Genomic DNA, 24,938 nt, shown 5'->3' with positions numbered 1-24,938 from the left:
TCTGCTCCTGTGGTTTCAGGTGTGGAGTCGTGGTGCGGACCAGCGCTTGGCCCTACCACTGAGAAAGGTCAGACGGGGAAAGCTCTTAGCCCTCGACCGTGATGCCCATGGAACGGGCGGTGCCGGCGATGATCTTCGACGCGGCGTCCAGGTCGTTGGCGTTGAGGTCTTCCATCTTGGTGGTGGCGATCTCGCGGACCTGCGCCTCGGTGATCTTGGCGACCTTGGTCTTGTGCGGCTCGCCGGAGCCCTTCTCGACACCCGCGGCCTTGAGGATCATCTTGGCGGCCGGCGGAGTCTTGGTCACGAAGGTGAAGGAGCGGTCTTCGTAGACCGTGATCTCCACCGGGATGACCCAGCCACGCTGCGACTCGGTCGCGGCGTTGTAGGCCTTGCAGAACTCCATGATGTTGACGCCGTGCTGGCCCAGCGCGGGGCCGACCGGCGGGGCCGGGTTGGCTGCGCCGGCCTGGATCTGGAGCTTGATAAGCCCCGTGACCTTCTTCTTCTTGGGAGGCATTGCTCTCTCCGGGTCCTAGTGAGAGTTTCCAGCCACCATCCAGTCATCCGGATGGTGGCATACCGCACCACGATAACGGGTATAGTCGCGCGGCCAAAAACCGAGCAGGTCAGACAGGCTTTGAGAGCCCGTCTGACCTGGTCGGAGGCGTATGTTCCAGAGGAGGCTAGTTCTTCTGGATCTGGTCGAAGCTGAGCTCGACCGGGGTCTCGCGGCCGAAGATCTCGACGAGGCCCTTGACCTTCTTCGAGTCGGCGTTGATCTCGTTGATCGTCGCCTGCAGCGTCGCGAACGGACCGTCGGTGACGGTGACCGAGTCGCCGACCTCGAAGTCCAGCACCTGGACCTCGACCTTGCGGGACGGAGCTGGCTTGCCCTCGGCCTCGGCGGCCTCGCGGGCTGCCTTCTCCTCGGCCTCGGGGGCGAGCATCTTGACGATCTCGTCCAGGGTCAGCGGGTACGGGTCGTAGGCGTTGCCCACGAAGCCGGTCACGCCGGGAGTGTTGCGGACGACGCCCCAGGACTCGTTCGTCAGGTCCATGCGCACCAGGACGTATCCGGGGAGCTTGTTCTGACGGACGGTCTTGCGCTCGCCGTTCTTGATCTGCGCGACCTCTTCCTGCGGCACCTCGGCCTGGAAGATGAAGTCCTCGACGTTCAGCGAGACGGCACGCTGCTCGAGGTTGGTCTTCACGCGGTTCTCGTAACCGGCGTACGTGTGGATGACGTACCACTCGCCGGGGAGGGTGCGGAGCTCCTCGCGCAGGGCCACGATCGGGTCGACCGGCTCGGCCTCCTCCTCGTCCTCCGCGGACTCGGCGGCCTCTTCGGACTCGGCGGCGGCTTCGGACTCGTCCTCGGCTACGGCCTCGTCGTCCTCGTCGGACTCGGCGGCGGCTTCGTCGCCGGCCTCGGCGTCATCGGCCGACTCGGCGTCGCTCTCGACGTGCAGAGCCGACTCTTCGGCGGGTGCGCCCGCGGCGGCGTCAGCAGCCTCGGCCTGGTCCGGGTCCTCGGCGTCCGCCGCCTCGACGATGTCGAGCTGGTCCTCCACGGACTCCTCGGAATCCATGCGCGGCTCAACGGCGTCGTTCAGGTTCGGGTCAGACACGGTGGCTGCTTCTTCCTGGATACAGAGGGGTGGAACGCGCGAAACGGGCGCCGGGAACGGCGCCCTTCGCTCTCGACTCAGCCATCGGCTCAGCCGAAGACGTACTTGACGGCCTGGTTGAACCCATAGTCAATCACGGTCACAAGGCCGATCATGATGACGACGAAGACAATCACCACGGTCGTGTACGTCGTGAGCTGACTGCGAGTCGGCCAGACGACCTTGCGGAGTTCCGCGACGATCTGGCGGTAGAAGAGCGCGAGACGGCCGAAGGGGCCCTTCTTGCCGCGCTTGCCGCCCTTACGGGCCTTCTTCTTGGACTCCGGCGCCTCGTCCTGGGCATCAGGCATGTCGATGGAGCCCACGGCGTCCGTCACTCGTCCTCACCTGATTCCGGGTCGTGGCCGTGCCGCGCCCGGTATGAGCCGCACGGCGGTGCAATGCAGTACGTACATGCGCACACATCCGAGAGGAGTGTGTAGCAGGGCCGGAGGGACTTGAACCCCCAACCGCTGGTTTTGGAGACCAGTGCTCTACCAATTGAGCTACGACCCTTTGATTTCCCCCAACCTACCGCATCCGCCCGGGTGCACAGAGTGCGGTGAGAGGGTGCGGCCGGTGAGGGCCAACGAGCAGTGAGTGTACGTGCTCTGCGGCCCTCCGTCGAACAGAATCAGTTCCGGTGGTCCCGAAACAAACACCGAAACCCGTGTGCCGGGGGTGTTTCGGGTCTGGAACGATGGGGCGATGAGCGCTTCCACTTCTCCCACCGAGCGCCGGGTCTCCGCCCGCATCGGCGCGATCTCCGAGTCCGCGACCCTCGCCGTCGACGCCAAGGCGAAGGCCCTCAAGGCCGCCGGGCGGCCGGTGATCGGTTTCGGCGCGGGTGAGCCCGACTTCCCGACGCCCGACTACATCGTCGAAGCCGCCATCGAAGCCTGCAAGAACCCGAAGTACCACCGCTACACCCCGGCCGGCGGCCTCCCCGAGCTCAAGGCCGCGATCGCCGCGAAGACGCTGCGCGACTCGGGCTACGAGGTCGACGCCTCGCAGGTCCTGGTGACCAACGGCGGCAAGCAGGCGATCTACCAGGCGTTCGCCGCGATCCTGGACCCGGGCGACGAGGTCATCGTCCCGGCTCCCTACTGGACGACGTACCCGGAGTCGATCCGTCTCGCGGGCGGCGTGCCGGTCGAGGTAGTCGCGGACGAGACCACGGGCTACCGCGTGTCGGTGGAACAGCTGGAGGCCGCTCGCACGGAGCGCACGAAGGTCGTCCTCTTCGTGTCGCCGTCGAACCCGACGGGTGCCGTCTACAGCGAGGCCGACGCCGAGGCGATCGGCCGCTGGGCCGTCGAGCACGGCCTGTGGGTGATGACGGACGAGATCTACGAACACCTCGTCTACGGAGACGCGAAGTTCACCTCGCTCCCGGCGATCCTGCCCGAACTGCGCGACAAGTGCATCGTGGTCAACGGAGTGGCCAAGACGTACGCGATGACCGGCTGGCGCGTGGGGTGGATCGTCGGCCCGAAGGACGTGGTGAAGGCCGCGACGAACCTCCAGTCGCACGCCACGTCGAACGTCTCCAACGTCGCGCAGGTCGCGGCCATCGCGGCCGTCTCCGGCGATCTGACCGCCGTCGACGCGATGCGCGAGGCCTTCGACCGGCGCCGCAGGACCATCGTGCGGATGCTGAACGAGATCGACGGCGTGCTCTGCCCCGAGCCGGAGGGCGCCTTCTACGCGTACCCCTCCGTGAAGGGCCTCATCGGCAAGGAGATCCGCGGCAAGCGCCCGCAGGACTCCGTGGAGCTCGCCGCGCTGATCCTGGAGGAGGCCGAGGTCGCGGTCGTTCCGGGCGAGGCCTTCGGGACGCCGGGTTACCTGCGTCTTTCGTACGCCCTGGGCGACGAGGACCTCGTCGAGGGCGTCTCGCGGCTCCAGAAGCTCCTGGCCGAGGCCCGCGACTGACGTCCCGGTGAGTTTTCGCGCTCCACGCGCGCGTGCGGGCCGTCTCCCCTCTCCGGGGAGGCGGCCCGCTTCTTCGTTCGGAGATGTGCACGAAGGGGAAAGTGGCTACCGGGACGCTACGTGCGTACGGCAAGATCCTGGAATGGAGCGTGTACGGGACGTAAAAGAGCTGCCGAAGGCCCATCTGCATCTGCACTTCACCGGGTCGATGCGGCCCACGACCCTGCTGGAACTCGCCGACAAGTACGGGGTGCGGCTGCCCCCGGCGCTGACCGGCGGTGAGCCTCCGCAGCTGCGGGCGACCGACGAGCGCGGGTGGTTCCGCTTCCAGCGGCTCTACGACATGGCGCGGTCCTGCCTGCGGGAGCCGGAGGACATCCAGCGCCTGGTGCGGGAGGCCGCGGAGGAGGATCTGCGGGACGGGTCGGGGTGGCTGGAGATCCAGGTCGACCCGACGTCGTACGCGCCCCGGCTCGGTGGGCTCATCCCGGCCCTGGAAATCATCCTGGACGCCGTCGAGAGCGCCTCGCGGGACACCGGCCTCGGAATGCGCGTGCTCGTCGCCGCGAACCGCATGAAGCACCCTCTGGACGCCCGCACGCTGGCCCGGCTCGCGGTGCGGTACGCCGATCGCGGCATCGTCGGCTTCGGGCTCTCCAACGACGAACGCCGGGGCTTCGCACGTGACTTCGACCGGGCCTTCGCGATCGCGCGGGACGGCGGCCTGCTCGCGGCGCCGCACGGCGGTGAGCTCAGTGGGCCCGCTTCGGTGCGGGACTGCCTGGACGACCTGCACGCGGGGCGGATCGGGCACGGGGTGCGGGCCGCCGAGGACCCGCGGCTCCTGAAGCGGCTCGCCGAGCGGGGCGTGACCTGCGAGGTGTGCCCGGCGTCGAACGTGGCGCTCGGGGTCTACGAGAAGCCCGAGGACGTGCCGCTGCGGACCTTGTACGACGCCGGCGTGCCGATGGCTCTCGGTGCCGACGACCCGCTGCTCTTCGGGTCGCGGCTCGCGGCCCAGTACGAGATCGCGCGCAAGCACCACGCCTTCGACGACGGCGACCTGGCCGAACTCGCCCGGCAGTCGGTGCGCGGCTCGGCCGCCCCCGTCGGCATACAGGAGAAGCTCCTGGCGGGGATCGAGGAGTGGCTCAGCGGCTGATGCCCGCGAGGAGGGTACGGGCCAGGGCGGCGGCGAACTCGTCGACGGGCTGCGGGGGTCGCTTGCCGACCGTGGCGTCGTAGGCGAAGGCGCGCTGGGCGCAGGCGCCCAGGAGCAGTGAGGCGGCGGCGAAGGTGTCGGCTCCCGGGGCGATCCGGCCGGCGTCGCGTTCGGTGCGGAGGTAGGCGTCGAGGGCCTCGATGGGCACGTGCGGGCCCGTGCCCATCTCCTGCATGGAGTCCTCGTGGCGGCGCTTGAGCTTGGTCTCGGCGTAGAGGGACGCGGCGATCGGGAAGCTCTGGGCGTAGAAGTGGCTGGCCAGGCGGGCGATCTCGGCGAGGTTCTCCTCCACCGGGCGCTCCCCCGGGTCCTCGGCGAGGCGGCGCAGGAGCGGGCCCAGGCGGGGCAGCCGCTCCTGGAGGACGCCCACGAACAGCTCCTCCTTGCTCGCGAAGTGCTTGTAGAGCGCCGCTTCGGAGCAGCCCGCCGCCTTGGCGATCTCCTTGGTGGTGGCACGGGCGAGCCCGATGGTGAGCATGAGGTCGTGGGCCGCGTCGAGGATGCGGGCCCGGGTGGGCTTCTGCTGCATGTGCTGTCCAACCAAGCTTGACGAATGGGTGAGTGGATACTCACCCTAGAGGTGAGTGAATACTTACCCACCTGGGGAGGGTGCGCAATGAGGCTCACGGTGTTCGGTGCGACCGGCGGTGTCGGCGGGGAGATCGTGCGACAGGCTCTCGCGGCGGGCCACGAGGTCACGGCCGTCGTGCGTGACCCCGCGCGGCTGAATGCGACGGGAGGGGGCCTTGAGGTGTTCGGGGCCGACCTGACCGACCCGGAGGCCCTACGGGCCGCGGTGACCGGCCGGGACGCGGTCCTCTCGGGGCTCGGGGTGCGCAAGAAGGCGGACGCGGGGATCGCAACCGTGCTCACGCGCTCGGTGGTGCACGCCATGGAGGCCGAGGGGGTGCGCAGGCTGGTGGTGGTGAGCGCGGCACCGGTCGGCCCTCCGGCCGAGCGCCAGCCCCCGGCCGACCGGGTCATGGGCTCGCTGGTCGGCAAGATCCTCAAGCCCGTGTACGACGATCTGCGGGCCATGGAGGCCGAGCTGGCGAGCAGCGCGACGGACTGGACGTCCGTGCGCCCGCCGAGGCTGCAGGACAAGCCGTTGACGGGCATCTACCGCAAGGTCGTCGGGGGCACACCGGTCAGCGGGCGGTTCATCGGCAGGGCAGATGTGGCGCACGCGATGCTGGCGGTGGTCGACGACCTGGCGACGGTGAAGCAGGGCGTGGGCGTCGCCTACTAGCCGTCTACTGGTCGCCTACTGACCGACCACCGGCCGACCACCGGCCGACCGCAGGTCTTCGTAGAGGCCCGCTAGAGGCCCTGGAGGCAGCGGAGGGCCACTAGAGGCTGACGCCCACCGTAACCGGCTCGTTGACCAGCGTGACCCCGAAGGCGTCCCGCACTCCGGCGACGACCTCACGGGCGAGGGCCAGCAGGTCCTCCGTGGTCGCGCCGCCGCGGTTGGTGAGGGCGAGGGTGTGCTTGGTGGAGATGCGGGCCCGGCCCTCTCCGTAGCCCTTGGTGAAGCCCGCCTTGTCGATGAGCCAGGCGGCGGAGGTCTTCACGCGGCCGTCGTCCGTGGGGAAGGCGGGGGGCGCCACGTCCGGGCCGAGACGGTCCACCACGCGCGCGTGGAAGGCGGCGAACTCGTCCTCGGTGAGGATCGGGTTGGTGAAGAAGGAGCCGGCCGACCAGCTGTCGTGGTCCTCGGGGTCGAGCACCATGCCCTTGCCCGCGCGCAGCTTCAGGACGGTCTCACGGGCGACGGCCGCCGGCACCCGGTCACCCGCGTTCACCCCGAGCGTGCGGGCCGTCTCGGGGTACTTGAGGGGGGCGCTCATTCCCTGGGCGTCCTCCAGCTCGAAGCGGACGCGCAGCACCACGAAGCGGTCGGGATCGGCCTTGAAGCGACTGTGCCGGTACGAGAAGTCGCACTCGGCGTTCGTGACGGTGACCGTCTCGTGCGTCTTCCTGTCGTACGCGACCACTTCGGTGATCGTCGACGAGACCTCCTGGCCGTACGCCCCCACGTTCTGGATCGGCGTGGCGCCCGCGGAGCCGGGAATCCCGGCGAGGCACTCGATGCCCGCGAGACCGGCCTCCACGACGCGGGCCACCGCGTCCGTCCACACCTCACCGGCCGCCAACTCGAGCTTCGTACCGTCGAGTTCGAAGCCCTTCGTGGCGATGCGCAGCGCGGTCCCGTCGAAGCCCTTGTCGCCGATGACCAGGTTCGAGCCACCGCCGATGAGCAGCAGCGGGGTCCCGGATTCGTCGGCTTCGCGGACGGCGGCGATCACCTCGGCGTCGGTCGTCGCGGTGATCAGACGGGCCGCGGGACCGCCGAGCCGGAAGGTGGTCAGCGGGGCGAGGGGAGCATCGTGAAGTTCCTGCACGTGCTCAAGGGTACGGTCCGTGGCCCCACCGCTCGGGCGGGGCCACGGACCGTACCGGGCCAGAGGCGCCGAGCCGGTTCAGACACCGGCCGGCACGCGCCCACGAAGATCAGGCGAGCTGGACCACGGCGCGGGACATGCCGAGGACCTTCTGGTCCCCGCTCTTCGCCAGCAGGTCCACCCGGACCCGGTTGTCGTCGAGCTTCTGGGCGACCTTGGCGCTGACCTCGATCAGCGCGCCCTTGTCGTCGTTCGGGACCACGACGGGCTTGGTGAAGCGCACGCCGTACTCGACGACGGCGGCCGGGTCGCCCACCCAGTCCGTCACCACGCGGATCGCCTCGGCCATGGTGAACATGCCGTGCGCGATCACGTCGGGGAGCCCGACCTCGACCGCGAACTTCTCGTTCCAGTGGATCGGGTTGAAGTCACCGGAAGCGCCCGCGTACCGCACGAGTGTGGCGCGTGTCACGGGAAAGCTCTGGGCCGTCAGCTCGGTGCCGACCTCGACGCTGTCGTACGAAATCTTGGCGGTCATCGCCTCAAGCTCCCTCTGCCGCAGGCTCCGCCGCACGCGCGACGAGCTTGGTCCAGGCGGTCACGACGTGCTCGCCGGCCTCGTCGTGGACCTCGCCGCGGATGTCCAGGATGTCGTTGCCCGCCAGCGACTTGATGGCCTCGATGGTCGAGGTGACCGTGAGCCGGTCCCCCGCCCGCACCGGGCGGGTGTACGAGAACTTCTGGTCCCCGTGCACGACGCGGCTGTAGTCGAGCCCCAGCTGCGGGTCCTCGATGACCAGGCCCGCGGCCTTGAACGAGATGGCGAACACAAAAGTCGGCGGGGCGATCACATCCGGGTGCCCGAACGCCTTGGCGGCCTCCGCGTCGGTGTACGCGGGATTGGCGTCGCCCACCGCCTCGGCGAACTCACGGATCTTCTCCCGGCCGACCTCATACGGATCGGTGGGCGGGTAGGACCGCCCTACGAAGGACTGGTCGAGCGCCATGGACTCGGCACCTCCTGCAGGTATGGGTAAACGACGCGAGGCCGCCCCCAGAATCGGGGACGGCCTCGTGTACGAGCCTGTATCTAGCGCGTTTCGCGGTGCGCAGTGTGCGCGTTGCAGCGCGGGCAGTGCTTCTTCATCTCAAGACGGTCCGGGTCGTTACGCCGGTTCTTCTTGGTGATGTAGTTCCGCTCCTTGCACTCCACGCAGGCCAGCGTGATCTTCGGGCGGACGTCTGTGGCAGCCACGTGAGTGCTCCTTGACGGACGGATGGACGGATGAACGCAAAAAAAGAGTAGCCGATCGAAGGTCCGACCCCACAATCGGCTACCAATTGAGTAGCGGTGACCGGACTTGAACCGGTGACACAGCGATTATGAGCCGCTTGCTCTACCGACTGAGCTACACCGCTGTAGATGCCGGATCCCCTCGCCCGAAGGCGAGGATCACTCGACATCAGAGCCCCAATACGGAATCGAACCGTAGACCTTCTCCTTACCATGGAGACGCTCTACCGACTGAGCTATTGGGGCGAGCGATGAAGACATTACACGGTTGGTCGCCGATCGCCCAAATCCGTTTCGCCGGGGCTGTCCGGGGGCATGTCGGCAGGCGTCCCGGCCGCCTCAGCACGTCACTTCGGTGCCTCGCGCCACACCGGTTCGGCCCCTCCCGCCACTCCTGTTCGGAGCCCCGCGCCACGCCGACACGGAGCCCCGCACCACGCCGGTACGACTATTTGGCTCCTCCTCGAAGAGGGCCGGTCGTCGCCCTAGGCTCGACCCACGCTGCGTGATCTTGGACGTTCCGGTCCCGGACCCCCGGTGCCGGACCCCGCCACGCCCCGCAGCCGCCCCCGAACCTCAGGAGCGCGATGCCCGACAGTCAGCCGCAGCCCCACTCCTCCGGCTCCTCCGGCTCTTCCGGTTCCTCAGGTGATGACGCCGACGCCACCGCGCTGCTCCTGTGCGGCGCCCGGCTGACCGACGGCAGGACCGTGGACGTGCGGCTCGGCTCCGGGCGCATCGAAGCGGTCGGCACGGCGGGCAGCCTGACCGCGACCGCCGCGCGCGTGGACCTCGGCGGCTATCTCCTGCTGCCGGCCGCTGCCGAACCCCACGCGCACAGCGACACGGCACTGTCCGCGGACGCGGAGGGCCCGGTCTCGTACGAACTCGCCGACGTCCAGCGGCGGACCACCGAAGCCGCCCTGCTGCAGCTCGGGCACGGCGCGACGGCGCTGCGCTCGCACGTGCGGATCGGCGACGTCCCGGGGCTCACGTCGATGGAGGCGGTGCTGCAGGCGCGCCGTTCGCTGCGCGGCCTGGTCGACCTGACGACCGTGGCCGTGCCGCGCCTGCTGACCGGGGTGGCCGGCGCCGACGGGCTCGCGATGCTGCGGGACGCGGTGAAGATGGGCGCCTCCGTAGTGGGCGGTTGCCCCGATCTGGACCCCGATCCGACCGGGTACGTGGAGGCGGTGCTCGAAGTCGCCGCCGAGCACGGCTGCCCCGTCGATCTGCACACGGACGGCAGCGATCCGGCGCGGCTCGGGCGGCTCGCCGCGATGGCGGGCGGGCTGCGCCCCGGGGTGACGATCGGGCCGTGCGGGGGGCTCGGGCGGCTGCCGTCGGACGTGGCCGCGCGGACCGCGGAACAGCTGGCGGCGGCCGGCGTGACGGTGGTGTGCCTGCCGCAGGGCGGCTGCGGGAGCGTGGAGCGGCGGGGCGCCGTGGCTCCGGTCCGGCTGCTGCGGGCGGCCGGGGTGCGGGTGGCCGCGGGCAGCGGGGCCATGCGGGACGTGTCGAACCCCGTGGGGCGCGGGGATCCGCTGGAGGCGGCCTACCTGCTGGCCTCGCGGTGCGGGCTGCGCCCCGAGGACGCGTACGGCGCGGTGAGCGGGGCGGCGCGGGCGGCCATGGGGCTCCCCCAGGTGCGGGTGGAGGCGGGCTTCCCCGCCGAGCTGCTCGCGGTGCGCGGCGACCACCTCGCGGGGGCGCTCTCGCTCGCGTACAGCCGCATCGTGGTGCACCGGGGGCGCGTGGTGGCACGGACGAGCGCGGTGCGGGAGTACTGCGACTCGGCTGCCGCCGTGGCGCTCGACCTGCCGCGGCAGGGCCGCTCGAAGGGGGACGGCCCGGGGCGGCCGAAGGGCGCGGAACCGTCGTGAGGGCGAGGCGGTCGGAGGCGCGGAACCCTCGTGGGAGCGGGGCGGCCGAAGGGCACGGGATTCACGTGAGGCGGGTGACGCTTCCTGACGTGTCTCCCGCGTGCGCGGGGCGATCTTGCGGGGGCTGCCGTACGGTCGGAGACATGCGCATTGTCATCGCTGGAGGTCATGGTCAGATCGCGCTGCGGCTCGAGCGGTTGCTCGCCGCGCGGGGTGACGAGGTCGTCGGGCTCGTCCGCAGAAGCGGGCAGGAAGGCGACCTGCGGGCCGCCGGTGCCGAAGCGGCCCTGTGCGACCTGGAGTCGGCGTCCGTCGAGGAGGTCGCCAAGGTCCTGGAAGGCGCCGACGCGGCGGTCTTCGCCGCCGGCGCGGGGCCGGGCAGCGGGGCCGACCGCAAGACAACCGTGGACCGCGACGCCGCCGTGCTCTTCGCGGACGCCGCGGAGCGCGCCGGAGTGCGGCGTCACGTGGTCGTGTCGTCCATGGGCGCGGACCCCGCGCACCAGGGCGACGAGATCTTCGACGCCTATCTGCGGGCCAAGGGCGAGGCCGACGCCTCCGTACGCGGCCGCAAGGCCCTGGACTGGACGATCCTGCGCCCCGGCATGCTGACGGACGACGCGGGCACCGGCCTCGTGCGCCTGGAGGCCTCCACGGGGCGCGGGCCGATCCCGCGTGACGACGTGGCCGCGGTGCTCGCGGAGCTCGTCGACTCGTCGGCGACGGCAGGTCTGACCCTTGAGCTGGTCAGCGGGTCCACGCCGGTGTCCGTGGCGGTCAAGTCCGTTGCGGGGAACTGACGTCCGCTCCGGCACGGGGAACTGACGTCCGTACGGCGAAGTCGGTCTTCTGAGGGATGTCCCACGGGCGGGGCGGTGCTTGGCTGGAGAGTGCCGCCTACGTGAGGAACGCCATGCCCGCTTCCGATGTGCCCGCCGCGCAGGAAGCTCTCCTGCGGCGGATGTACGCCGTCTTCAGTACCGAAGAGCGCGACGCGTTCATCCCCCGCTCCCTGGCACCCGACGTGGACTGGCCGAATCTCCTGGACAACACCCGCGCCCGCGGCATCCCTGCGGTCCGTGCCTACTGGGCACGGCAGTTCGCGGTGATGCACCCCCTGGTGCACCTGGAGCGGCTGCGGCTCGACGACGACGGGCGGCGGGTCGTGGCGACCGTGCGGCCCGGGCTGCGGGACGAGACGGGCGACCACTGGGCGCCGACGACGGTCGAGCACGTCTACACGTTCCGTGACGACGGCCTGGTGAGCCGGATGGACGTACGGCAGCCGTGACCGCTCCCAGGGCCCTCACGGCGCCCTGAAGGGCCCTGAGAGCGCCTCAGAACAGCGGGAGCTGGCCGGGGAAGTCCGGGACCGTGTAGCCGTCCAGAGCGGGCTGTGCGGCGCCCAGCATGGCCTGCCTGCGCGAACCCGGGCAGGAGACGAGGTCACCGCTGGCGCGCTGGCCCGGCGGATCGTGGCGGGCGAACCGACCCCCGACGACGGCGATTTCACGGCGGCACTCGGGGCAGTTCCTGCGGCGCGACGAGGTGGACGGGAGGGAGGGCATGGACGACGTGGACGACATGGACGACATGGACGACATGGCCTCAGCGTACGAAAAGACCCCCTCCGACTTGCGTTTCCGCAAGACCGGAGAGGGTCTCCTTCGTGTGGCGGCGCCAGGATTCGAACCTGGGAAGGCTGAGCCGGCAGATTTACAGTCTGCTCCCTTTGGCCGCTCGGGCACACCGCCTGGGTCGCTGCCTGGAATCGTTCGCTTGGCGCGGCGCTCCGTGGCAACGACGTAAACGATACCTGATGCACAGGGGTGCTTCGCCACCCGATTGATCAGTACCCGGCGCGGGGGCGGTGGCTAGGCTTTGCGGATGCGGCCAGGGACCGAAGGCCGTGCACCAGCTGAGTACGCAGACCCCGATACAAGGAGCCACAGGACATGGCCGACTCCAGTTTCGACATCGTCTCGAAGGTCGAGCGGCAGGAGGTCGACAACGCCCTCAACCAGGCCGCCAAGGAGATCTCGCAGCGCTACGACTTCAAGGGCACGGGTGCATCGATCGCCTGGTCCGGCGAGAAGATCCTGATGGAGGCGAACGGCGAGGAGCGGGTCAAGGCGATCCTCGACATCTTCCAGTCCAAGCTGATCAAGCGCGGCATCTCCCTGAAGTCGCTGGACGCGGGCGAGCCGCAGTTGTCCGGCAAGGAGTACAAGATCTTCGCCTCGATCGAAGAGGGCATCTCCCAGGAGAACGCGAAGAAGGTTGCCAAGATCATCCGCGATGAGGGCCCCAAGGGCGTCAAGGCGCAGGTCCAGGGCGACGAGCTGCGGGTCAGCTCGAAGAGCCGCGACGACCTGCAGGCCGTACAGGCGCTGATCAAGGGGCAGGACTTCGATTTCGACGTGCAGTTCGCGAACTACCGGTAGTCCGGTTCGCGGCGTACGAAGCGGAGGGCGGGCACCCGGTTCGGGTGCCCGCCCTTGCTGCTGGCCGCAGATCGGGGGATGGCGCCTCAGCGGGCGCGCATGGCCTCAGCGGCGCGAGTGGCCGAAGAGGATGCGGTAGGCGACCAGCAGGACGAGTGAGCCGCCGATGGCGGCGGCCCAGGTCGCGCCGTCGTAGATGTCGGTGGCTATCGGGCGGTCGAAGTAGCGGGCGGAGAGCCAGCCGCCGATGAAGGCGCCTGCGATGCCGATGACGGTCGTGCCGATGAAACCGCCCGGGTCGCGGCCGGGCAGCAGGACCTTGGCCACGACACCGGCGAGCAGCCCAAGAACGATCCAGCTGATGATGCCCATGCGGTGAACCTGCCCCTCTGTCGTGCTGTTGTCCTGAAGGACGTCACCAAGGAGGGGCGCGGTTGCGGTGATCGGCCAGGTGCGGCGTATGCCACAGCCTCGGCCGGGGCTCCGGGGCGTGTGTTCGGGGGCGTGCGGTCGGGCGCGTGTGCTCGCGTCAGCGCTGTGCGAACGGCTGGTCCGTGCGCACGATTTCGCGGCCGAGCGGCATCAACGACACCGGGATCAGCTTGAAGTTGGCGATGCCCAGCGGGATGCCGATGATCGTGACGCACAGGAGGAAGCCCGTGACGATGTGGCCGAGCGCGAGCCACCAGCCCGCGAGGATCAGCCACAGGACGTTCACGATGCAGGACGGCGCGCCCGCGTCGCGGCGCTCAACTGTCGTGTAGCCGAAGGGCCACAGGGCATAGCGGCCGATCCGGAAGCTGGCGAACCCGAACGGGATGCCGATGATCGTGATGCACAGGATCACCCCGGCCAGGAGATAGCCGAGGAACATCCAGAAGCCGCACAGGACGAGCCATATGACGTTCAGGATTGTCTTCACTGGTGGCGACCTGCCATCTGCTCGAGCCGGGCAATGCGCTCCGCCATCGGCGGATGCGTGGAAAACATCTTGGACATGCCCTGCCCCGGACGGAAAGGGTTCGCAATCATCATGTGACTCGCCGTCTCGATGCGTGGCTCGGGCGGCAGCGGAAGCTGCTTGGTGCCCGCGTCGAGCTTACGCAGGGCGCTGGCGAGGGCCAGGGGGTCCCCCGTCAGCTGCGCGCCGGACGCGTCGGCCTCGTACTCCCTGGAGCGGCTGATCGCGAGTTGGATCACGGAGGCGGCCAGCGGGCCCAGGAGCATGATCAGGAGCATGCCGAAGATGCCGGGGCCTTCGTTGTCGTTCGATCTGCCGATCGGGATCAGCCAGGCGAAGTTGACCAGGAACATGATCACCGAGGCGAGTGCGCCGGCGACCGACGAGATCAGGATGTCGCGGTTGTAGACGTGACTGAGCTCGTGGCCGATGACGCCGCGCAGCTCGCGCTCGTCCAGGAGCCGCAGGATGCCGTCGGTGCAGCACACCGCCGCGTTGCGCGGATTGCGGCCCGTCGCGAACGCGTTCGGCGCCTCGGTGGGCGAGATGTAGAGACGGGGCATGGGCTGGCGGGCCTGGGTGGAGAGCTCGCGGACCATGCGGTACAGCTCGGGGGCCTCGAATTCGCTCACCGGGCGCGCGCGCATGGCGCGCAGGGCGAGCTTGTCGCTGTTCCAGTACGCGTACGCATTGGTGCCGAGCGCCACGAAGAGCGCGACGATCAGGCCCGTACGTCCGAAGAAACTGCCGATGACGAGGATGAGAGCGGACAGTCCCCCGAGGAGTACGGCGGTCTTCAGCCCGTTGTGCCGGCGGTGCACGGTACGCCCTCCTGTGGTGCGTGGGGGAACCCTCTGTCTGCTGGTGCTTCCACTCTTCAGTGGACCCTCCCGTACTGGTCAACGCCAGGCGGGGAGCACTAGTTCCCTTGTGCGCGCAGGAGCGGCGCCGGTGCGATGTGGGCCGCTCGGGTGATGCCCGAGCGGCCCTGCGGGGACGAGGCCCGTCAGAACAGGGCGGTGTCGGAGAACCTCAGGACGAGTTGCGGCGCTCCGGAGAGCGCGATGCCGAGGACCGCGGTCAGGGCGATGGCCGCCGTGAGGGGGGCCGGGACGCGGTGCTTGACCGGTTCGCCCTCGGGGGCGCGGAACAGCAGCGCGGTCCACTGGAGGTAGTAGAAGAGGGCGATCACGACGTTCACGGCCATCACCACGGCGAGCCAGCCCAGGCCCGCGTCGACCGCCGCCGAGAAGACGGTGACCTTCGCGAAGAGGCCGATGATGCCCGGCGGCAGGCCCGCGAGGCAGAGCAGGAAGAAGCCGAGCACCAGGGCCGCGAGGGGGCTCCTGGCGTACAGGCCGCGGTAGTCGCTGACGCGGTTCAGGCGCTGGGTGCGGCCGACGAGGGCGGCGACGGCGAAGGCTCCGAGGTTCACGGCCGCGTACATCAGGGCGTACGCGACGGTGGAGCCGATGGCCTTCTCCGCTTCCGCGGCGTTGTCGGCGTATCCGGCCGCCGCGATCGGCACCAGGAGGTATCCCGCCTGGCCGACCGAGGACCAGGCGAGCAGGCGTACCGCGCTGTACGCGCGCGTGGCCTGCTGACGCAGTGCCGCCACGTTGCCCGCGGTCATGGTGAGGGCGGCGAGCACGGCAAGGGCCGGGCCCCACACGTCCGCGTACGAGGGGAAGGCGACGACGGTGACGAGGATCAGGCCGGTGAAGCCGACCGCCTTGCCGACGACGGAGAGGTACGCGGCGACCGGCAGCGGCGCACCCACGTAGGTGTCGGGCACCCAGAAGTGGAAGGGCACGGCGGCCACCTTGAAGGCGAAGCCGACGAGAGTGAGGGCTACGCCGGTCTGGGCGAGCGTGTCCAGCTGCCCGTCGACGTGCCGGAGCTCGGCGGCGATCTCCGTGAGGTGCAGGGTGCCGGTCGCGGCGTACACGAAGCTGACGCCCATCAGCGTCACGGCGGTGGCGGTGACGGAGGAGAGGAAGAACTTCAGGGCCGCTTCGGAGGACCGCTTGTCGCCGTGGCGCAGGCCGACGAGCGCGAAGGCGGGCAGTGAGGCGACTTCGAGGGCGACGATCAGGGTCGCCAGGTCGCGCGAGGCGGGCAGCAGCGCGGCGCCCGCGGCGGAGGAGAGCAGCAGGAACCAGAACTCCCCTTCGGGGAGTTCCTTCTCCGTGCCGTTCGCGTCCTTGAGCGCGGTCATCGAGAGCAGCGCGGCCAGCAGGGCGCCGCCGATGACGAGCAGTTGGATGACGAGCGTAAAGCGGTCGGCGGTGTAGCTGCAGGACTCCGCGCCGCCGGTCAGGCAGAACGTCGACCGGTCGTCGTCTCGGATCGGCAGCAGGGAGAGCCCGGCGGCGGCGAGCCCGGCCACGGAGATCCAGCCGAGCAGCGCCTTCTTGTTGTCGCCCACGAAGAGGTCGGCGACGAGCACGAGGAGACCGACGACCGCCGCGATGGTGGGCGGAGCGATCGCGAGCCAGTCGACGGACTGGACGACGCCGGCGGCGCTTTCGGCGGCCACGGTCACGACTTGCCTCCTGAGAGGAGCTGCTGCACGGCCGGGTCGGTGAGGCCGAGCAGAGCGGCGGGCCAGAGTCCGGCGAGGACGGTGAGGGCGACGAGCGGGGTCCAGGCGGCGAACTCGTAGCCCTGGACGTCGGCGAGCGCCGGGGTTTCGGTCGCGGCGGCGCCCTGGGGCCCCTGAGCCACCGGCCCCATGCAGACGCGGCGTACGACGATGAGCATGTACGCGGCGGTGAGCAGGGTGCCGAAGGCGGCGATCGCCATGAAGGTGAGGAAGGCGGGGCGGCTGAGGTCGTCGGCGGGCTTGAACGCGCCGAACAGGGCGAGCATTTCGCCCCAGAACCCGGCCAGGCCCGGCAGGCCGAGCGAGGCGACGGCGCCGAAGGCGAGGAGGCCGCCGAGGCGGGGGGCCTTGCCGTAGAGCGCGGCGCCCGATTCCTGGGCGAGGGTGTCGAGGTCGCTGGTGCCGGTGCGGTCCTTGAGCGCGCCGACGAGGAAGAACAGCAGGCCGGTGATGAGGCCGTGCGCGATGTTGGCGAACAGCGCGCCGTTCACGCCGGTCGGGCTCATCGTCGAGATGCCGAGCAGCACGAAGCCCATGTGGCCCACGGACGAGTACGCGATGAGGCGCTTGAGGTCGCCCTTCGCGCCCGGCTTGGCGAGGGCGAGGCAGGCGAGCGAACCGTAGATGATCCCGACGACCGCGAAGGCCGCGAGGTACGGCGCGAAGGTCCGCATCCCGTCCGGCGTGATCGGCAGCAGGATCCGGACGAATCCGTACGTGCCCATCTTCAGCAGCACGCCGGCCAGCAGGACCGAACCGACGGTGGGCGCGGCGGTGTGGGCGTCCGGCAGCCAGCTGTGCAGCGGCCACATCGGCGTCTTGACCGCGAGCCCGATCCCGATCGCCAGAACGGCGATGACCTGCACGGATGTGGTCAGGCCCCGGCCGTTGTCAGTGGCGAGTGCCACCATGTCGAATGTGCCGGACTTGAGGCCGATGAGGAGGAGACCGAGCAGCATCACGACGGAGCCGAGCAGCGTGTAGAGGATGAACTTCCAGGCGGCCTGCGTGCGTTGGGCGCCGCCCCAGCGCGCGATGAGGAAGTACATCGGGATGAGGACCATCTCGAACGCCAGGAAGAACAGCAGCAGATCGAGGACGGCGAAGGTCGCGAGGGTGCCGGACTCGAGCACGAGGATCAGCGCGACGAATGCCTTGGGAGACGGGCCCGCAGGCATTTTGAAGTAGGAGTACAGCGCGCAGAGGAAGGTCAGCAGCGCGGTCAGGACCAGGAGGGGGAGCGAGATGCCGTCGATGCCGAGGTGGATGCGCACGTCGAGTGCGGGGATCCAGCTGATATCGGTCGTGGCCTGCATCTTTGACGGGTGGTCATGGTCGAAGCCGAGCGCCAGGGCGATCGCGGCGATGAGGATGACGCCGGTGACGATCACGCCGTGGCGCAGTACCGCCTGGTCGGGCGACTTCCCCTTCAGTCCGGGCGGGGCCGGGAGCAGGGCGGCCACGGCGCCGATGAGCGGGCCGACCACGATCAACGCCAGAAGAAGCTGCATCACGGATTCACTGATATCGATCACGGCTGCTCACGCTCCGGCGGTGGCGACGAGGACGGCGGCGACAGCCAGGACGACGGTGCCTGCGAGCAGCGCGCTCAGGTAGGTCTGCACATTGCCGGTCTGCGCGCGGCGGACGGCCGCGCCGAGCCAGCGGGGTGCGGTGCCCGCGCCGCGTACGTACGTCTCGACGACCTCGCGGTCCAGGAACCGGACGAGGCTCGCGGCGGCCTGGACGACGCGCACGAACAGGGCGGCGTAGACGGCGTCGAGGTGAAAGCCGACGGCGGCGTGCCGGTGCAGCGGGCCGAGCAGGAGGCGGCCGGGGTCGGCCGGGTCGTGGGCGGCGGCCACGTCTCCGTAGGCGGGTTCGTGCGAGGCGATGGCCTCGGCTTCGACCAGGCCTCCGTCGGCTCCCGAGTCGACGGCGACCGCGCCCATGGGGTGGCGGACGGCGAGCGCCGTGGTGTGGCGCCATGCCCCGTACGTGACGAGCCCGCCGACCAGGGCGAGTCCCGTGCCCAGGACGGAGGTGGTGAGGGTCGGGGTGAGCGAGTGGCCGTCGAACCAGTCCGGCAGGGCGCCGACGGTGAGGCCGAAGGCGAGTGACGGGACGGCGAGCACCCACAGCACGGCGGTCATCGTGACGGGCTGGCGGCCGTGGTCGGGGGCATCGGGGCCCCGGCCGTTGAAGGCGAGCAGCCACAGACGCGTCGCGTAGGCGGCGGTGAGGAGGGCGGTCAGGAGGCCGGCGACCAGGACGATCCAGCCCGCCGCGGTGGGGGCGGTCTCGGAGTGTCCGGTGGCGGCGTGCTCGGCGGCGCCCAGGACGGCTTCCTTGGAGAAGAAGCCGCTGAACGGCGGGATCGCGGCGAGCGCGAGGAGCGCCACGGTCATCGTCCAGAAGGCGTCGGGGACCCGGTCGCGCAGGCCCTTCATGCGGGACATCGCGGCGAGGGAGTTGGTGCCGGCGGCGTGGATGATCACGCCCGCGCCGAGGAAGAGCAGCGCCTTGAAGGCGCCGTGCGAGAGGAGGTGGAAGACGGCGGCGCCGCGGTCACCGACGGCGAGTGCGCCGGTCAGATAGCCGAGCTGGCCGATCGTCGAGTAGGCGAGGACGCGCTTGATGTCGTCCTGGGCGAGCGCCGCGAGGGCCGATCCGGCCATCGTGACGGCGGCCATGACGGCGAGGACGACCAGGGCTGCCGCCGATGCGGCGAAGACGGGGAGGAGCCGGGCCACGAAATAGACACCGGCGGCGACCATCGTCGCAGCGTGGATGAGCGCGGAGACGGGCGTGGGGCCCGCCATCGCGTCGGGCAGCCAGGTGTGCAGCGGGAACTGCGCGGACTTGCCCGCCACACCGGCCAGGAGCAGCAGGGCGATCAGCGTCGGGTGGTCCAGGCCGCCGTCCGCGACCTTCGCGAGGATCGTCGTGATGCGGAACGACCCGGCGTCGACGGCGAGCGCGAACAGACCGATCAGGAAGGGGACGTCGCCGAGCTTGGTGACCAGGAAGGCCTTGAGGGAGGCGGCGCGGGCTTCGGGCGTCTCCCAGTAGTGACCGACGAGGAAGTACGAGCAGATGCCCATGATCTCCCAGCCGACCAGGAGCACCATCAGGTCGCCGGAGTAGACGACGAGCAGCATCGCGGAGGTGAAGCGGGAGACGAGAGCGGCGTACGAGGGGTAGCGCGGGTCGTCGCGCAGGTAGCCCGTCGAGTAGATCTGCACACAGGAGGCGACGACGCCGACCAGGACGGCGACCAGGGCGGCGAAGCCGTCGATGTGCAGGGCGAGTTCGATGGGGACCGAGCCGGTCGGGGTGAGCTCGGTGGCGGAGTCGATGTCGGCGCCGCCGCCGTGGCGGGCCGCGACCAGGACGGCGATGACCAGCGCCGCCAGGGTGGGCAGCACGGCGAGGGGGCGTACGAGACCCGGGGCGGTGCGGCCGAGCAGCAGGCCGGCGACCGCGCCGAGGAACGGCAGGAGGGGGACGAGTACGGCGAGGGTGGTCGTGGTCACGCGGTGGCCTCAGCCTTCTGTGCCGGGGCGGGCTCTTCGCCGGCTGTGTCCTCGGCGGCCTCGGCGGCCTCGGTGTCGTCGTCGGGGCCCTCGGCGGTGTCGCGGAGTTCGTCGACGGCGGAGGAGCCGCGGTTGCGGTAGACCGCCAGGACGATCGCGAGGCCGATGCCGATCTCCGCCGCGGCGATGGCGATGGTGAAGAGGGTCAGGGCCTGGCCGGAGTGGAGGGCGTCGCGGAGCCAGACGTCGAAGGCGACCAGGTTGAGGTTGACGGCGTTGAGCATCAGCTCGACGGACATCAGGACCAGGATCGCGTTGCGGCGGGCGAGCACTCCGTACAGGCCTACGCAGAAGAGGAGGACGGCCAGGACGGCGGGATAGGCGAGGTGCATCAGCGCTGCTCCTTGTCGCTGGGGGCGTCGCTGCGGGCACCGGTCGTTCGGGGGTCGCCGGGGGCGTCGTTCAGGCGGGTCATGCGGGCGTTCCTGCGGGAGAGGACGATCGCGCCGACCAGGGCGGCGAGGAGCAGGACCGAGAGGGCCTCGAAGGGCAGCACCCAGTGCTTGAAGAGGAACTCGCCGGTCACGGCGGTGGAGCCCTGGGCCTCGTCGGCGGCGCGGTCGAGGTCGATCCATTCGGTGCGGAACGCGTCGACGACCACCCAGACCAGGGAGGCCGCGGCGAGGACGGCCACCGCGAGCGCCACGGGGCGGTTGCCCGAATCGGCGTCCGGGGAGCGGCCGATGGGAGCGCGGGTGAGCATCAGACCGAAGAGGAGGAGTACGACGACGGAGCCGACATAGATCAGGACCTGCACCCAGGCGATGAACTCGGCGGTGAGCAGGAGGTACTCGACGGCCAGGCCGCCGAGCGTCGCCACCAGCCACAGGGCGGCGTGCACCAGCTGCTTGGTGGTGACGGTGACGATCGCCGAGCCGAGGGTGACGAGGCCGACCAGCAGGAAGGCGATCTCCACGCCGGTCGGGGAGAGGAAGCCCTGGGGGGCGTCGGCCGCCAGAGGGGCGTTGGCCGCCAGGGGGGCGTGGGCTGCGAGGAGGTTCACGCGGATCCCTCCGGTCCGGCGGCTTCGGCTTCCTGGGCTTCGGCTTCCTGGGCCGCGGCCAGCTTCTCCGCCGCCTTGCGGGCGGTGGCGATCTCCTTGGGGTCCTCGGCCGCGGGGTCCAGGGCCGGCGGGGCGGGAACCGTCCACATCCAGTCGCGGAGCTTGTCGCGCTCGTGGGTGAGTTCGTGGATGTCGGTCTCGGCGTACTCGAACTCCGGGGACCAGAACAGCGCGTCGAAGGGGCAGACCTCGATGCAGATGCCGCAGTACATGCAGAGGGAGAAGTCGATGGCGAAGCGGTCGAGGACGTTGCGGCTGCGCTCGCGGCCGCCCTCGACGGCCGCCGGGACCGTCTCCTTGTGGGAGTCGATGTAGATGCACCAGTCCGGGCACTCCCGGGCGCAGAGCATGCAGACCGTGCAGTTCTCCTCGAAGAGCCCGATGACGCCCCGGGTGCGGGGCGGGAGATCGGGCTGGTGCTCCGGGTACTGCTCGGTGACGGTCTTCTTCGTCATCGTGCGGAGGGTGACGGCGAGGCCCTTGGCCAGGCCGGACCCGGGGATCGGAGGCATCAGTTGATCGCCACCTTCACGATTCCGGTGAGCGCGATCTGCGCGAGGGCGAGCGGGACGAGGAGGGTCCAGGAGAGCTTCTGGAGCTGGTCCTCGCGGAGACGGGGGTAGCTGACGCGCAGCCAGATCACGAGGAAGGCGAGCACACCCGTCTTCAGGAGGGTCCAGACCCAGCCGAGGCCGTCGGCTCCCCAGGGGCCGTGCCAGCCGCCGAGGAAAAGGACGGTGGTGAGGCCGCAGAGGACGACGATTCCGGCGTACTCGGCGAGGAGGAAGAGGGCGAAGCGCAGGCCCGTGTACTCGGTGTACGCGCCGAAGATGATCTCCGAGTCGGCGACCGGCATGTCGAAGGGCGGGCGCTGGAGTTCGGCGAGGCCCGCGACGAAGAAGACGAGGGCGCCGACGATCTGCCAGGGCAGCCACCACCACTCGAAGGCGTTGAGGATGCCGGGCAGCGAGACCGTGCCGGCCGCCATCGCCACCGATGCCGCGGCTAGCAGCATCGGGAGTTCGTACGCCAGGAGCTGGGCGGCGGTGCGCAGGCCGCCCAGGAGGGAGAACTTGTTGGCGCTGGCCCAGCCCGCCATGAGCGAGCCGAGTACGCCCACGCCCATGACCGCGAGGACGAAGAAGATGCCCGCGTCGACGAGTTGGCCGACGGCGCCTTCGCTGGGGCCGATGGGGATGGCGACCAGGACGAGGAGATAGGGCAGCAGGGCGACGGCGGGGGCGAGCTGGAAGATGCGGCGGTCGGCATCGGCCGGCACGACGTCTTCCTTCTGCGCGAACTTGACTCCGTCGGCGACGAGCTGGGCCCAGCCGTGGAAGCCGCCCGCGTGCATGGGGCCGAGGCGGCCCTGCATGTGGGCCATCACCTTGTGCTCGGTCTGGCCGACGACCAGGGGCAGGACGAGGAAGACGGCGAAGACGATGAGGAGACGCAGGGCGACGTCGAGCGCGTCGGTCACTCCGTGCCTCCTGGGCGGTCGTTGTCTTCGGGGCTGTCGGCCGGGGGGTCGGCGGGGGTGTCGGCCGGGGGGTCGGCGGGGGTGTCGGCGGTCTGCTCGGGGGCGTCCGGAGCGGGCTTCTCGGTGTCCTCGAACGCCGGGCGGGCCTGGTGCCAGGGCGCATCGGAACCGGCCGCGGGCCTCGCACGCTTCGGCTCGGGCGGGGCGGCTTCGGGTGCCGGAGCGGCCTCGGGCTTCGCCTCGGGTGCCGGAGCGACCTCAGGTGCCGGAGCGGCCTCAGGCTTCGCCTCGGGTACCGGAGCGGTCTCGGGTGCCGGAGCGGCCTCAGGCTTCGCCTCGGGCGCCGGAGCGACCTCAGGTGCCAGAGCAGCCTCAGGCTTCGCCTCGGGCGCCGGAGCGACCTCAGGTACCGGAGCGGCCTCAGGTGCCGTAGCGGCCCCAGGCTTCGCCTCGGGTGCCAGAGCGCCCCCGGGCTTCGCCTCCGGCCGCGTCTCCCCTGCCGCCGCGGGCCTTGCCGCCGCAGGCCCTGCCGCCGCCTGTTGCGAGGCCGAGCCCTGGCTCACACTGCGGGAGCGGCGCGGGGCCGGTGCCTCCGGCTGGGTGCCCTCGGTCGTTGGGCCGGCAGGCCTCTGGCCGGCCGAGCCCTCGCCCGCCGTGCGGGTCCGGCGGGCCGGGCGGTCGCCTGCCGCGCGGGCGGCGCCGCGGGCCGGGCGGGCCGGGGCCGCGGGGAGCTGGCCCTTCAGGGGGCCCCATTCGTTCGGGTCGGGCACGCCGGGAGGCAGCATCTGGCGGCGCTTGGGGCCGCCGTGCTCCGACTCCCCCGGCTCCTTCGCGCCGGGCCACGCCTTCGCGACCCGGGCCGCCAGGACGAAGTCCTTGCGCAGCGGGTGCCCCTCGAAGGTCTCCGGGAGCAGCAGCGGCACCAGGTTCGGGTGGCCTTCGAAGGCGACGCCGAACATCTCGTGCGTCTCGCGCTCGTGCCACGCCGCGCCCGCGTAGACGTCGATCGCGGTCGGCAGGACCGGGGCGTCGTGCGGAACGGTCGTACGGATGAGGAGGCGACGTACCGGAGAGAGGGCGACGACGTGGGCCGACACGAGAAAGCCCGTGCCCGGTTCGTCGACGGCGCTCAGCCAGTCGAAGTAGGTGCAGGCCAGGGTCGTGCGCGCGGTTTCGAGCGCCGCGATCCACGAGCCGGGCGGGACGTCGACCGTCAGGAGGTCGTACGACTCGTCCGCCGTCGCCTCCGCGCCGAAGAGCTCATCGACGGGGCTCGGCAGCCAGCCGGTCATGCCTTCCCCTCCCCCGCCGCGGCCCCAGACGCCGGCGCCGGCGGCTTCACGAGTCCGCTCTGGAGAGCCGCCGTCGAGGGACGGCTGCCGTTGGCGTTGCCGTACCGCTCGGCCAGCGACTCCCGCGCGATCTTCTCCTGGAGCTTGAGGATGCCCTGGAGCAGCGCTTCGGGACGGGGCGGGCAGCCGGGTACGTACACGTCGACCGGAATGATCTGGTCGACGCCCTTGGTCACCGCGTACGAATCCCAGTACGGGCCGCCGCAGTTGGAGCAGGCGCCGAAGGAGATGACGTACTTGGGCTCGGGCATCTGCTCGTACAGGCGCTTCACGGCCGGGGCCATCTTGTCCGTGACCGTGCCGGAGACGACCATCAGGTCGGCCTGGCGCGGCCCCGGCGCGAACGGGATCACGCCGAGCCGGATGAAGTCGTGCCGGGCCATGGAGGCCGCGATGAACTCGATGGCGCAACAGGCGAGGCCGAAGTTGAAGACCCACAGCGAGTACCGGCGGCCCCAGTTGAGGACCACCTTCATCGGCTCGGGCGCGAGACGGGACAGCACGCCGAGCTTCTGGGGCTCGGCACGCAGCACCGGCGCCGGCAGGTCCACCGAGGCGGCAGCGGAGGAGGCGGAAGCGGGGGTCACGTCCATGTGAGGACGCCCTTCTTGTATGCGTACAGCAGGCCCACGGTCAGGAAGCCGAGGAAGACGAACATCTCCACCAGCGTCGTCGCACCGTAGCCGGGCGCGGCGAAGACCGTCGCCCATGGAAAGAGGAAGATCGAGTCGACGGCGAAGATGACATAGAGGAACGCGTAGACGTAGTAGCGGACCTGGGTGTGCGCCCAGCCGTCGCCGACCGGGTCGACGCCGCACTCGTACGTCAGGAGCTTCTCGGGTGTCGGCACGACGGGCCGCAGCAGCCGCCCCGCGCCGAAGGCGACGGCGACGAACAGCACGCCGACGACGGCGAGCAGTCCGACGACGGAGTACGACTGGTAGTAGCTCGCCGCGACGTTCGTCACGTGCACGTCAGCCCCTCACTCCCTGACCGCCTCTGACACTCAGCACTGTTCGACGATCTGT

Annotated in this window: 29 protein-coding genes and 4 tRNA genes; 7 read left to right on the top strand and 26 right to left on the bottom strand. The window is 70.4% G+C overall.

Annotated features, from left to right (window positions below):
• Positions 1-85: 85 nt before the first annotated feature.
• From rplK to ACIGXX_RS30045, 4 genes are all read right to left on the bottom strand, one after another.
• Entirely contained in the window at positions 86-520 is a 435-nt protein-coding gene (rplK, locus tag ACIGXX_RS30060; protein ID WP_160506641.1) for a 50S ribosomal protein L11, read from the bottom strand.
• Between the two features lie 166 nt (positions 521-686).
• Positions 687-1,631 carry a transcription termination/antitermination protein NusG gene (gene nusG / locus ACIGXX_RS30055; protein WP_351170382.1) on the bottom strand — a complete coding sequence of 315 codons (945 nt, stop codon included), beginning with the start codon at positions 1,629-1,631 and terminating at the stop codon, positions 687-689.
• Positions 1,632-1,720: 89 nt separating this feature from the next.
• On the bottom strand, positions 1,721-2,008 hold the full coding sequence (gene secE, locus ACIGXX_RS30050; protein ID WP_190084400.1) for a preprotein translocase subunit SecE: 288 nt from the start codon (positions 2,006-2,008) through the stop codon (positions 1,721-1,723).
• Between the two features lie 105 nt (positions 2,009-2,113).
• Positions 2,114-2,186, bottom strand: a tRNA-Trp gene (locus ACIGXX_RS30045).
• Between the two features lie 192 nt (positions 2,187-2,378).
• Here ACIGXX_RS30045 and ACIGXX_RS30040 point away from each other — a divergent pair.
• Together ACIGXX_RS30040 and ACIGXX_RS30035 are read left to right on the top strand one after the other, a co-directional pair.
• The gene (locus ACIGXX_RS30040; protein ID WP_351170379.1) at positions 2,379-3,605 is read left to right on the top strand and encodes a pyridoxal phosphate-dependent aminotransferase; all 1,227 of its coding nucleotides are present in this window, start codon (positions 2,379-2,381) and stop codon (positions 3,603-3,605) included.
• A 142-nt stretch (positions 3,606-3,747) separates the two neighbouring features.
• Positions 3,748-4,767 (top strand): adenosine deaminase, encoded by a 1,020-nt coding sequence (locus ACIGXX_RS30035; RefSeq protein ID WP_351170376.1) that lies wholly within the window; start codon positions 3,748-3,750, stop codon positions 4,765-4,767.
• On the opposite strand, the gene ACIGXX_RS30030 is transcribed toward ACIGXX_RS30035, so the two are convergent.
• Complete coding sequence (locus ACIGXX_RS30030) at positions 4,757-5,356, bottom strand: TetR/AcrR family transcriptional regulator (protein WP_351170373.1); 600 nt, start codon at positions 5,354-5,356, stop codon at positions 4,757-4,759. The two genes, ACIGXX_RS30035 and ACIGXX_RS30030, sit on opposite strands and share 11 nt — an antisense overlap.
• 87 nt (positions 5,357-5,443) lie before the next feature.
• On the opposite strand from ACIGXX_RS30030, the gene ACIGXX_RS30025 reads away from it, so the two are divergent.
• Positions 5,444-6,076, top strand: a complete 633-nt coding sequence (locus tag ACIGXX_RS30025) for an NAD(P)H-binding protein (protein ID WP_361468974.1) — start codon at positions 5,444-5,446, stop codon at positions 6,074-6,076.
• 100 nt (positions 6,077-6,176) lie between these two features.
• On the opposite strand, the gene ACIGXX_RS30020 is transcribed toward ACIGXX_RS30025, so the two are convergent.
• From ACIGXX_RS30020 to ACIGXX_RS29995, 6 genes are all read right to left on the bottom strand, one after another.
• Complete coding sequence (locus ACIGXX_RS30020; protein WP_399980288.1) at positions 6,177-7,232, bottom strand: UDP-N-acetylmuramate dehydrogenase; 1,056 nt, start codon at positions 7,230-7,232, stop codon at positions 6,177-6,179.
• 109 nt (positions 7,233-7,341) lie between these two features.
• Entirely contained in the window at positions 7,342-7,770 is a 429-nt protein-coding gene (locus ACIGXX_RS30015; protein ID WP_351170367.1) for a MaoC family dehydratase, read from the bottom strand.
• 4 nt (positions 7,771-7,774) lie between these two features.
• A complete protein-coding gene (locus ACIGXX_RS30010) occupies positions 7,775-8,239 on the bottom strand; it encodes a MaoC family dehydratase N-terminal domain-containing protein (RefSeq protein ID WP_351170364.1) in 465 nt (154 codons plus the stop codon).
• Positions 8,240-8,322: 83 nt separating this feature from the next.
• Positions 8,323-8,487, bottom strand: a complete 165-nt coding sequence (rpmG, locus tag ACIGXX_RS30005) for a 50S ribosomal protein L33 (RefSeq protein WP_004571794.1) — start codon at positions 8,485-8,487, stop codon at positions 8,323-8,325.
• A gap of 91 nt (positions 8,488-8,578) precedes the next feature.
• A tRNA-Met gene (locus tag ACIGXX_RS30000) sits at positions 8,579-8,651 on the bottom strand.
• 48 nt (positions 8,652-8,699) lie between these two features.
• Positions 8,700-8,772, bottom strand: a tRNA-Thr gene (locus tag ACIGXX_RS29995).
• Positions 8,773-9,113: 341 nt separating this feature from the next.
• On the opposite strand from ACIGXX_RS29995, the gene ACIGXX_RS29990 reads away from it, so the two are divergent.
• The 3 genes from ACIGXX_RS29990 to ACIGXX_RS29980 all read left to right on the top strand — a co-directional run bounded on the left by ACIGXX_RS29990 (position 9,114) and on the right by ACIGXX_RS29980 (position 11,700).
• Entirely contained in the window at positions 9,114-10,409 is a 1,296-nt protein-coding gene (locus ACIGXX_RS29990; protein WP_351170362.1) for an amidohydrolase family protein, read from the top strand.
• A 143-nt stretch (positions 10,410-10,552) separates the two neighbouring features.
• On the top strand, positions 10,553-11,209 hold the full coding sequence (locus ACIGXX_RS29985) for an NAD(P)H-binding protein (RefSeq protein ID WP_351170359.1): 657 nt from the start codon (positions 10,553-10,555) through the stop codon (positions 11,207-11,209).
• 113 nt (positions 11,210-11,322) lie between these two features.
• Positions 11,323-11,700: a nuclear transport factor 2 family protein gene (locus ACIGXX_RS29980; protein ID WP_351170356.1), complete on the top strand. Its 378-nt coding sequence runs from the start codon at positions 11,323-11,325 to the stop codon at positions 11,698-11,700.
• Between the two features lie 46 nt (positions 11,701-11,746).
• Here the strand turns inward: ACIGXX_RS29980 and ACIGXX_RS29975 are convergent, their stop codons facing one another.
• Positions 11,747-11,977: a hypothetical protein gene (locus ACIGXX_RS29975; RefSeq protein ID WP_366461893.1), complete on the bottom strand. Its 231-nt coding sequence runs from the start codon at positions 11,975-11,977 to the stop codon at positions 11,747-11,749.
• Between the two features lie 104 nt (positions 11,978-12,081).
• A tRNA-Tyr gene (locus ACIGXX_RS29970) sits at positions 12,082-12,163 on the bottom strand.
• Between the two features lie 201 nt (positions 12,164-12,364).
• On the opposite strand from ACIGXX_RS29970, the gene ACIGXX_RS29965 reads away from it, so the two are divergent.
• The gene (locus tag ACIGXX_RS29965) at positions 12,365-12,853 is read left to right on the top strand and encodes a YajQ family cyclic di-GMP-binding protein (RefSeq protein ID WP_351170350.1); all 489 of its coding nucleotides are present in this window, start codon (positions 12,365-12,367) and stop codon (positions 12,851-12,853) included.
• Between the two features lie 105 nt (positions 12,854-12,958).
• Here ACIGXX_RS29965 and ACIGXX_RS29960 read toward each other — a convergent pair whose 3' ends face one another.
• The 13 genes from ACIGXX_RS29960 to ACIGXX_RS29900 all read right to left on the bottom strand — a co-directional run bounded on the left by ACIGXX_RS29960 (position 12,959) and on the right by ACIGXX_RS29900 (position 24,883).
• Positions 12,959-13,225: a GlsB/YeaQ/YmgE family stress response membrane protein gene (locus tag ACIGXX_RS29960; protein WP_190084388.1), complete on the bottom strand. Its 267-nt coding sequence runs from the start codon at positions 13,223-13,225 to the stop codon at positions 12,959-12,961.
• Between the two features lie 157 nt (positions 13,226-13,382).
• Positions 13,383-13,775 (bottom strand): YccF domain-containing protein, encoded by a 393-nt coding sequence (locus ACIGXX_RS29955; RefSeq protein WP_351170347.1) that lies wholly within the window; start codon positions 13,773-13,775, stop codon positions 13,383-13,385.
• Positions 13,772-14,635 (bottom strand): zinc metalloprotease HtpX, encoded by an 864-nt coding sequence (gene htpX, locus ACIGXX_RS29950; RefSeq protein ID WP_351170344.1) that lies wholly within the window; start codon positions 14,633-14,635, stop codon positions 13,772-13,774. Before htpX ends, ACIGXX_RS29955 begins: the two co-directional genes overlap by 4 nt.
• 185 nt (positions 14,636-14,820) lie before the next feature.
• On the bottom strand, positions 14,821-16,359 hold the full coding sequence (locus ACIGXX_RS29945; RefSeq protein WP_399980278.1) for an NADH-quinone oxidoreductase subunit N: 1,539 nt from the start codon (positions 16,357-16,359) through the stop codon (positions 14,821-14,823).
• The gene (locus ACIGXX_RS29940; protein ID WP_399980274.1) at positions 16,356-17,954 is read right to left on the bottom strand and encodes an NADH-quinone oxidoreductase subunit M; all 1,599 of its coding nucleotides are present in this window, start codon (positions 17,952-17,954) and stop codon (positions 16,356-16,358) included. Before ACIGXX_RS29940 ends, ACIGXX_RS29945 begins: the two co-directional genes overlap by 4 nt.
• A gap of 6 nt (positions 17,955-17,960) precedes the next feature.
• Positions 17,961-19,955, bottom strand: a complete 1,995-nt coding sequence (locus ACIGXX_RS29935) for an NADH-quinone oxidoreductase subunit L (protein ID WP_399980271.1) — start codon at positions 19,953-19,955, stop codon at positions 17,961-17,963.
• Positions 19,952-20,347, bottom strand: a complete 396-nt coding sequence (gene nuoK / locus ACIGXX_RS29930; protein ID WP_351170332.1) for an NADH-quinone oxidoreductase subunit NuoK — start codon at positions 20,345-20,347, stop codon at positions 19,952-19,954. Before nuoK ends, ACIGXX_RS29935 begins: the two co-directional genes overlap by 4 nt.
• Positions 20,347-21,018, bottom strand: a complete 672-nt coding sequence (locus ACIGXX_RS29925; RefSeq protein WP_399980267.1) for an NADH-quinone oxidoreductase subunit J — start codon at positions 21,016-21,018, stop codon at positions 20,347-20,349. Before ACIGXX_RS29925 ends, nuoK begins: the two co-directional genes overlap by 1 nt.
• Positions 21,015-21,590: an NADH-quinone oxidoreductase subunit I gene (locus ACIGXX_RS29920; RefSeq protein WP_366461886.1), complete on the bottom strand. Its 576-nt coding sequence runs from the start codon at positions 21,588-21,590 to the stop codon at positions 21,015-21,017. The genes ACIGXX_RS29925 and ACIGXX_RS29920 overlap by 4 nt, the downstream gene beginning before the upstream one ends.
• Positions 21,590-22,558 (bottom strand): complex I subunit 1 family protein, encoded by a 969-nt coding sequence (locus ACIGXX_RS29915; protein ID WP_351170323.1) that lies wholly within the window; start codon positions 22,556-22,558, stop codon positions 21,590-21,592. The genes ACIGXX_RS29920 and ACIGXX_RS29915 overlap by 1 nt, the downstream gene beginning before the upstream one ends.
• Complete coding sequence (locus tag ACIGXX_RS29910) at positions 22,555-23,850, bottom strand: NADH-quinone oxidoreductase subunit C (protein WP_399980262.1); 1,296 nt, start codon at positions 23,848-23,850, stop codon at positions 22,555-22,557. Before ACIGXX_RS29910 ends, ACIGXX_RS29915 begins: the two co-directional genes overlap by 4 nt.
• Positions 23,847-24,503 (bottom strand): NADH-quinone oxidoreductase subunit B, encoded by a 657-nt coding sequence (locus ACIGXX_RS29905; protein WP_399980259.1) that lies wholly within the window; start codon positions 24,501-24,503, stop codon positions 23,847-23,849. Before ACIGXX_RS29905 ends, ACIGXX_RS29910 begins: the two co-directional genes overlap by 4 nt.
• The gene (locus ACIGXX_RS29900; protein ID WP_351170314.1) at positions 24,494-24,883 is read right to left on the bottom strand and encodes an NADH-quinone oxidoreductase subunit A; all 390 of its coding nucleotides are present in this window, start codon (positions 24,881-24,883) and stop codon (positions 24,494-24,496) included. The genes ACIGXX_RS29905 and ACIGXX_RS29900 overlap by 10 nt, the downstream gene beginning before the upstream one ends.
• Positions 24,884-24,938 lie beyond the last annotated feature (55 nt).

This window comes from Streptomyces sp. NPDC055243 (assembly GCF_044544025.1).
Taxonomy (GTDB): domain Bacteria; phylum Actinomycetota; class Actinomycetes; order Streptomycetales; family Streptomycetaceae; genus Streptomyces.
This window is presented reverse-complemented; position numbering and strand designations above follow the sequence as displayed.

Excerpts from the sequence above, each read along its gene's own strand:
- ACIGXX_RS29985 (WP_351170359.1), top strand. The coding sequence starts at position 10,553 with ATGCGCATTGTCATCGCTGGAGGTCATGGTCAGATCGCGCTGCGGCTC.
- ACIGXX_RS29990 (WP_351170362.1), top strand. The coding sequence starts at position 9,114 with ATGCCCGACAGTCAGCCGCAGCCCCACTCCTCCGGCTCCTCCGGCTCT.
- ACIGXX_RS29965 (WP_351170350.1), top strand. The coding sequence starts at position 12,365 with ATGGCCGACTCCAGTTTCGACATCGTCTCGAAGGTCGAGCGGCAGGAG.
- rplK (WP_160506641.1), bottom strand. The coding sequence starts at position 520 with ATGCCTCCCAAGAAGAAGAAGGTCACGGGGCTTATCAAGCTCCAGATC.
- nuoK (WP_351170332.1), bottom strand. The coding sequence starts at position 20,347 with ATGCACCTCGCCTATCCCGCCGTCCTGGCCGTCCTCCTCTTCTGCGTA.
- ACIGXX_RS30025 (WP_361468974.1), top strand. The coding sequence starts at position 5,444 with ATGAGGCTCACGGTGTTCGGTGCGACCGGCGGTGTCGGCGGGGAGATC.
- ACIGXX_RS29910 (WP_399980262.1), bottom strand. The coding sequence starts at position 23,850 with ATGACCGGCTGGCTGCCGAGCCCCGTCGATGAGCTCTTCGGCGCGGAG.
- ACIGXX_RS29920 (WP_366461886.1), bottom strand. The coding sequence starts at position 21,590 with ATGCCTCCGATCCCCGGGTCCGGCCTGGCCAAGGGCCTCGCCGTCACC.
- ACIGXX_RS29980 (WP_351170356.1), top strand. The coding sequence starts at position 11,323 with ATGCCCGCTTCCGATGTGCCCGCCGCGCAGGAAGCTCTCCTGCGGCGG.
- ACIGXX_RS30030 (WP_351170373.1), bottom strand. The coding sequence starts at position 5,356 with ATGCAGCAGAAGCCCACCCGGGCCCGCATCCTCGACGCGGCCCACGAC.
- ACIGXX_RS29905 (WP_399980259.1), bottom strand. The coding sequence starts at position 24,503 with ATGGACGTGACCCCCGCTTCCGCCTCCTCCGCTGCCGCCTCGGTGGAC.
- ACIGXX_RS30040 (WP_351170379.1), top strand. The coding sequence starts at position 2,379 with ATGAGCGCTTCCACTTCTCCCACCGAGCGCCGGGTCTCCGCCCGCATC.
- ACIGXX_RS30015 (WP_351170367.1), bottom strand. The coding sequence starts at position 7,770 with ATGACCGCCAAGATTTCGTACGACAGCGTCGAGGTCGGCACCGAGCTG.
- ACIGXX_RS29960 (WP_190084388.1), bottom strand. The coding sequence starts at position 13,225 with ATGGGCATCATCAGCTGGATCGTTCTTGGGCTGCTCGCCGGTGTCGTG.
- ACIGXX_RS30035 (WP_351170376.1), top strand. The coding sequence starts at position 3,748 with ATGGAGCGTGTACGGGACGTAAAAGAGCTGCCGAAGGCCCATCTGCAT.
- ACIGXX_RS30010 (WP_351170364.1), bottom strand. The coding sequence starts at position 8,239 with ATGGCGCTCGACCAGTCCTTCGTAGGGCGGTCCTACCCGCCCACCGAT.
- ACIGXX_RS29975 (WP_366461893.1), bottom strand. The coding sequence starts at position 11,977 with ATGCCCTCCCTCCCGTCCACCTCGTCGCGCCGCAGGAACTGCCCCGAG.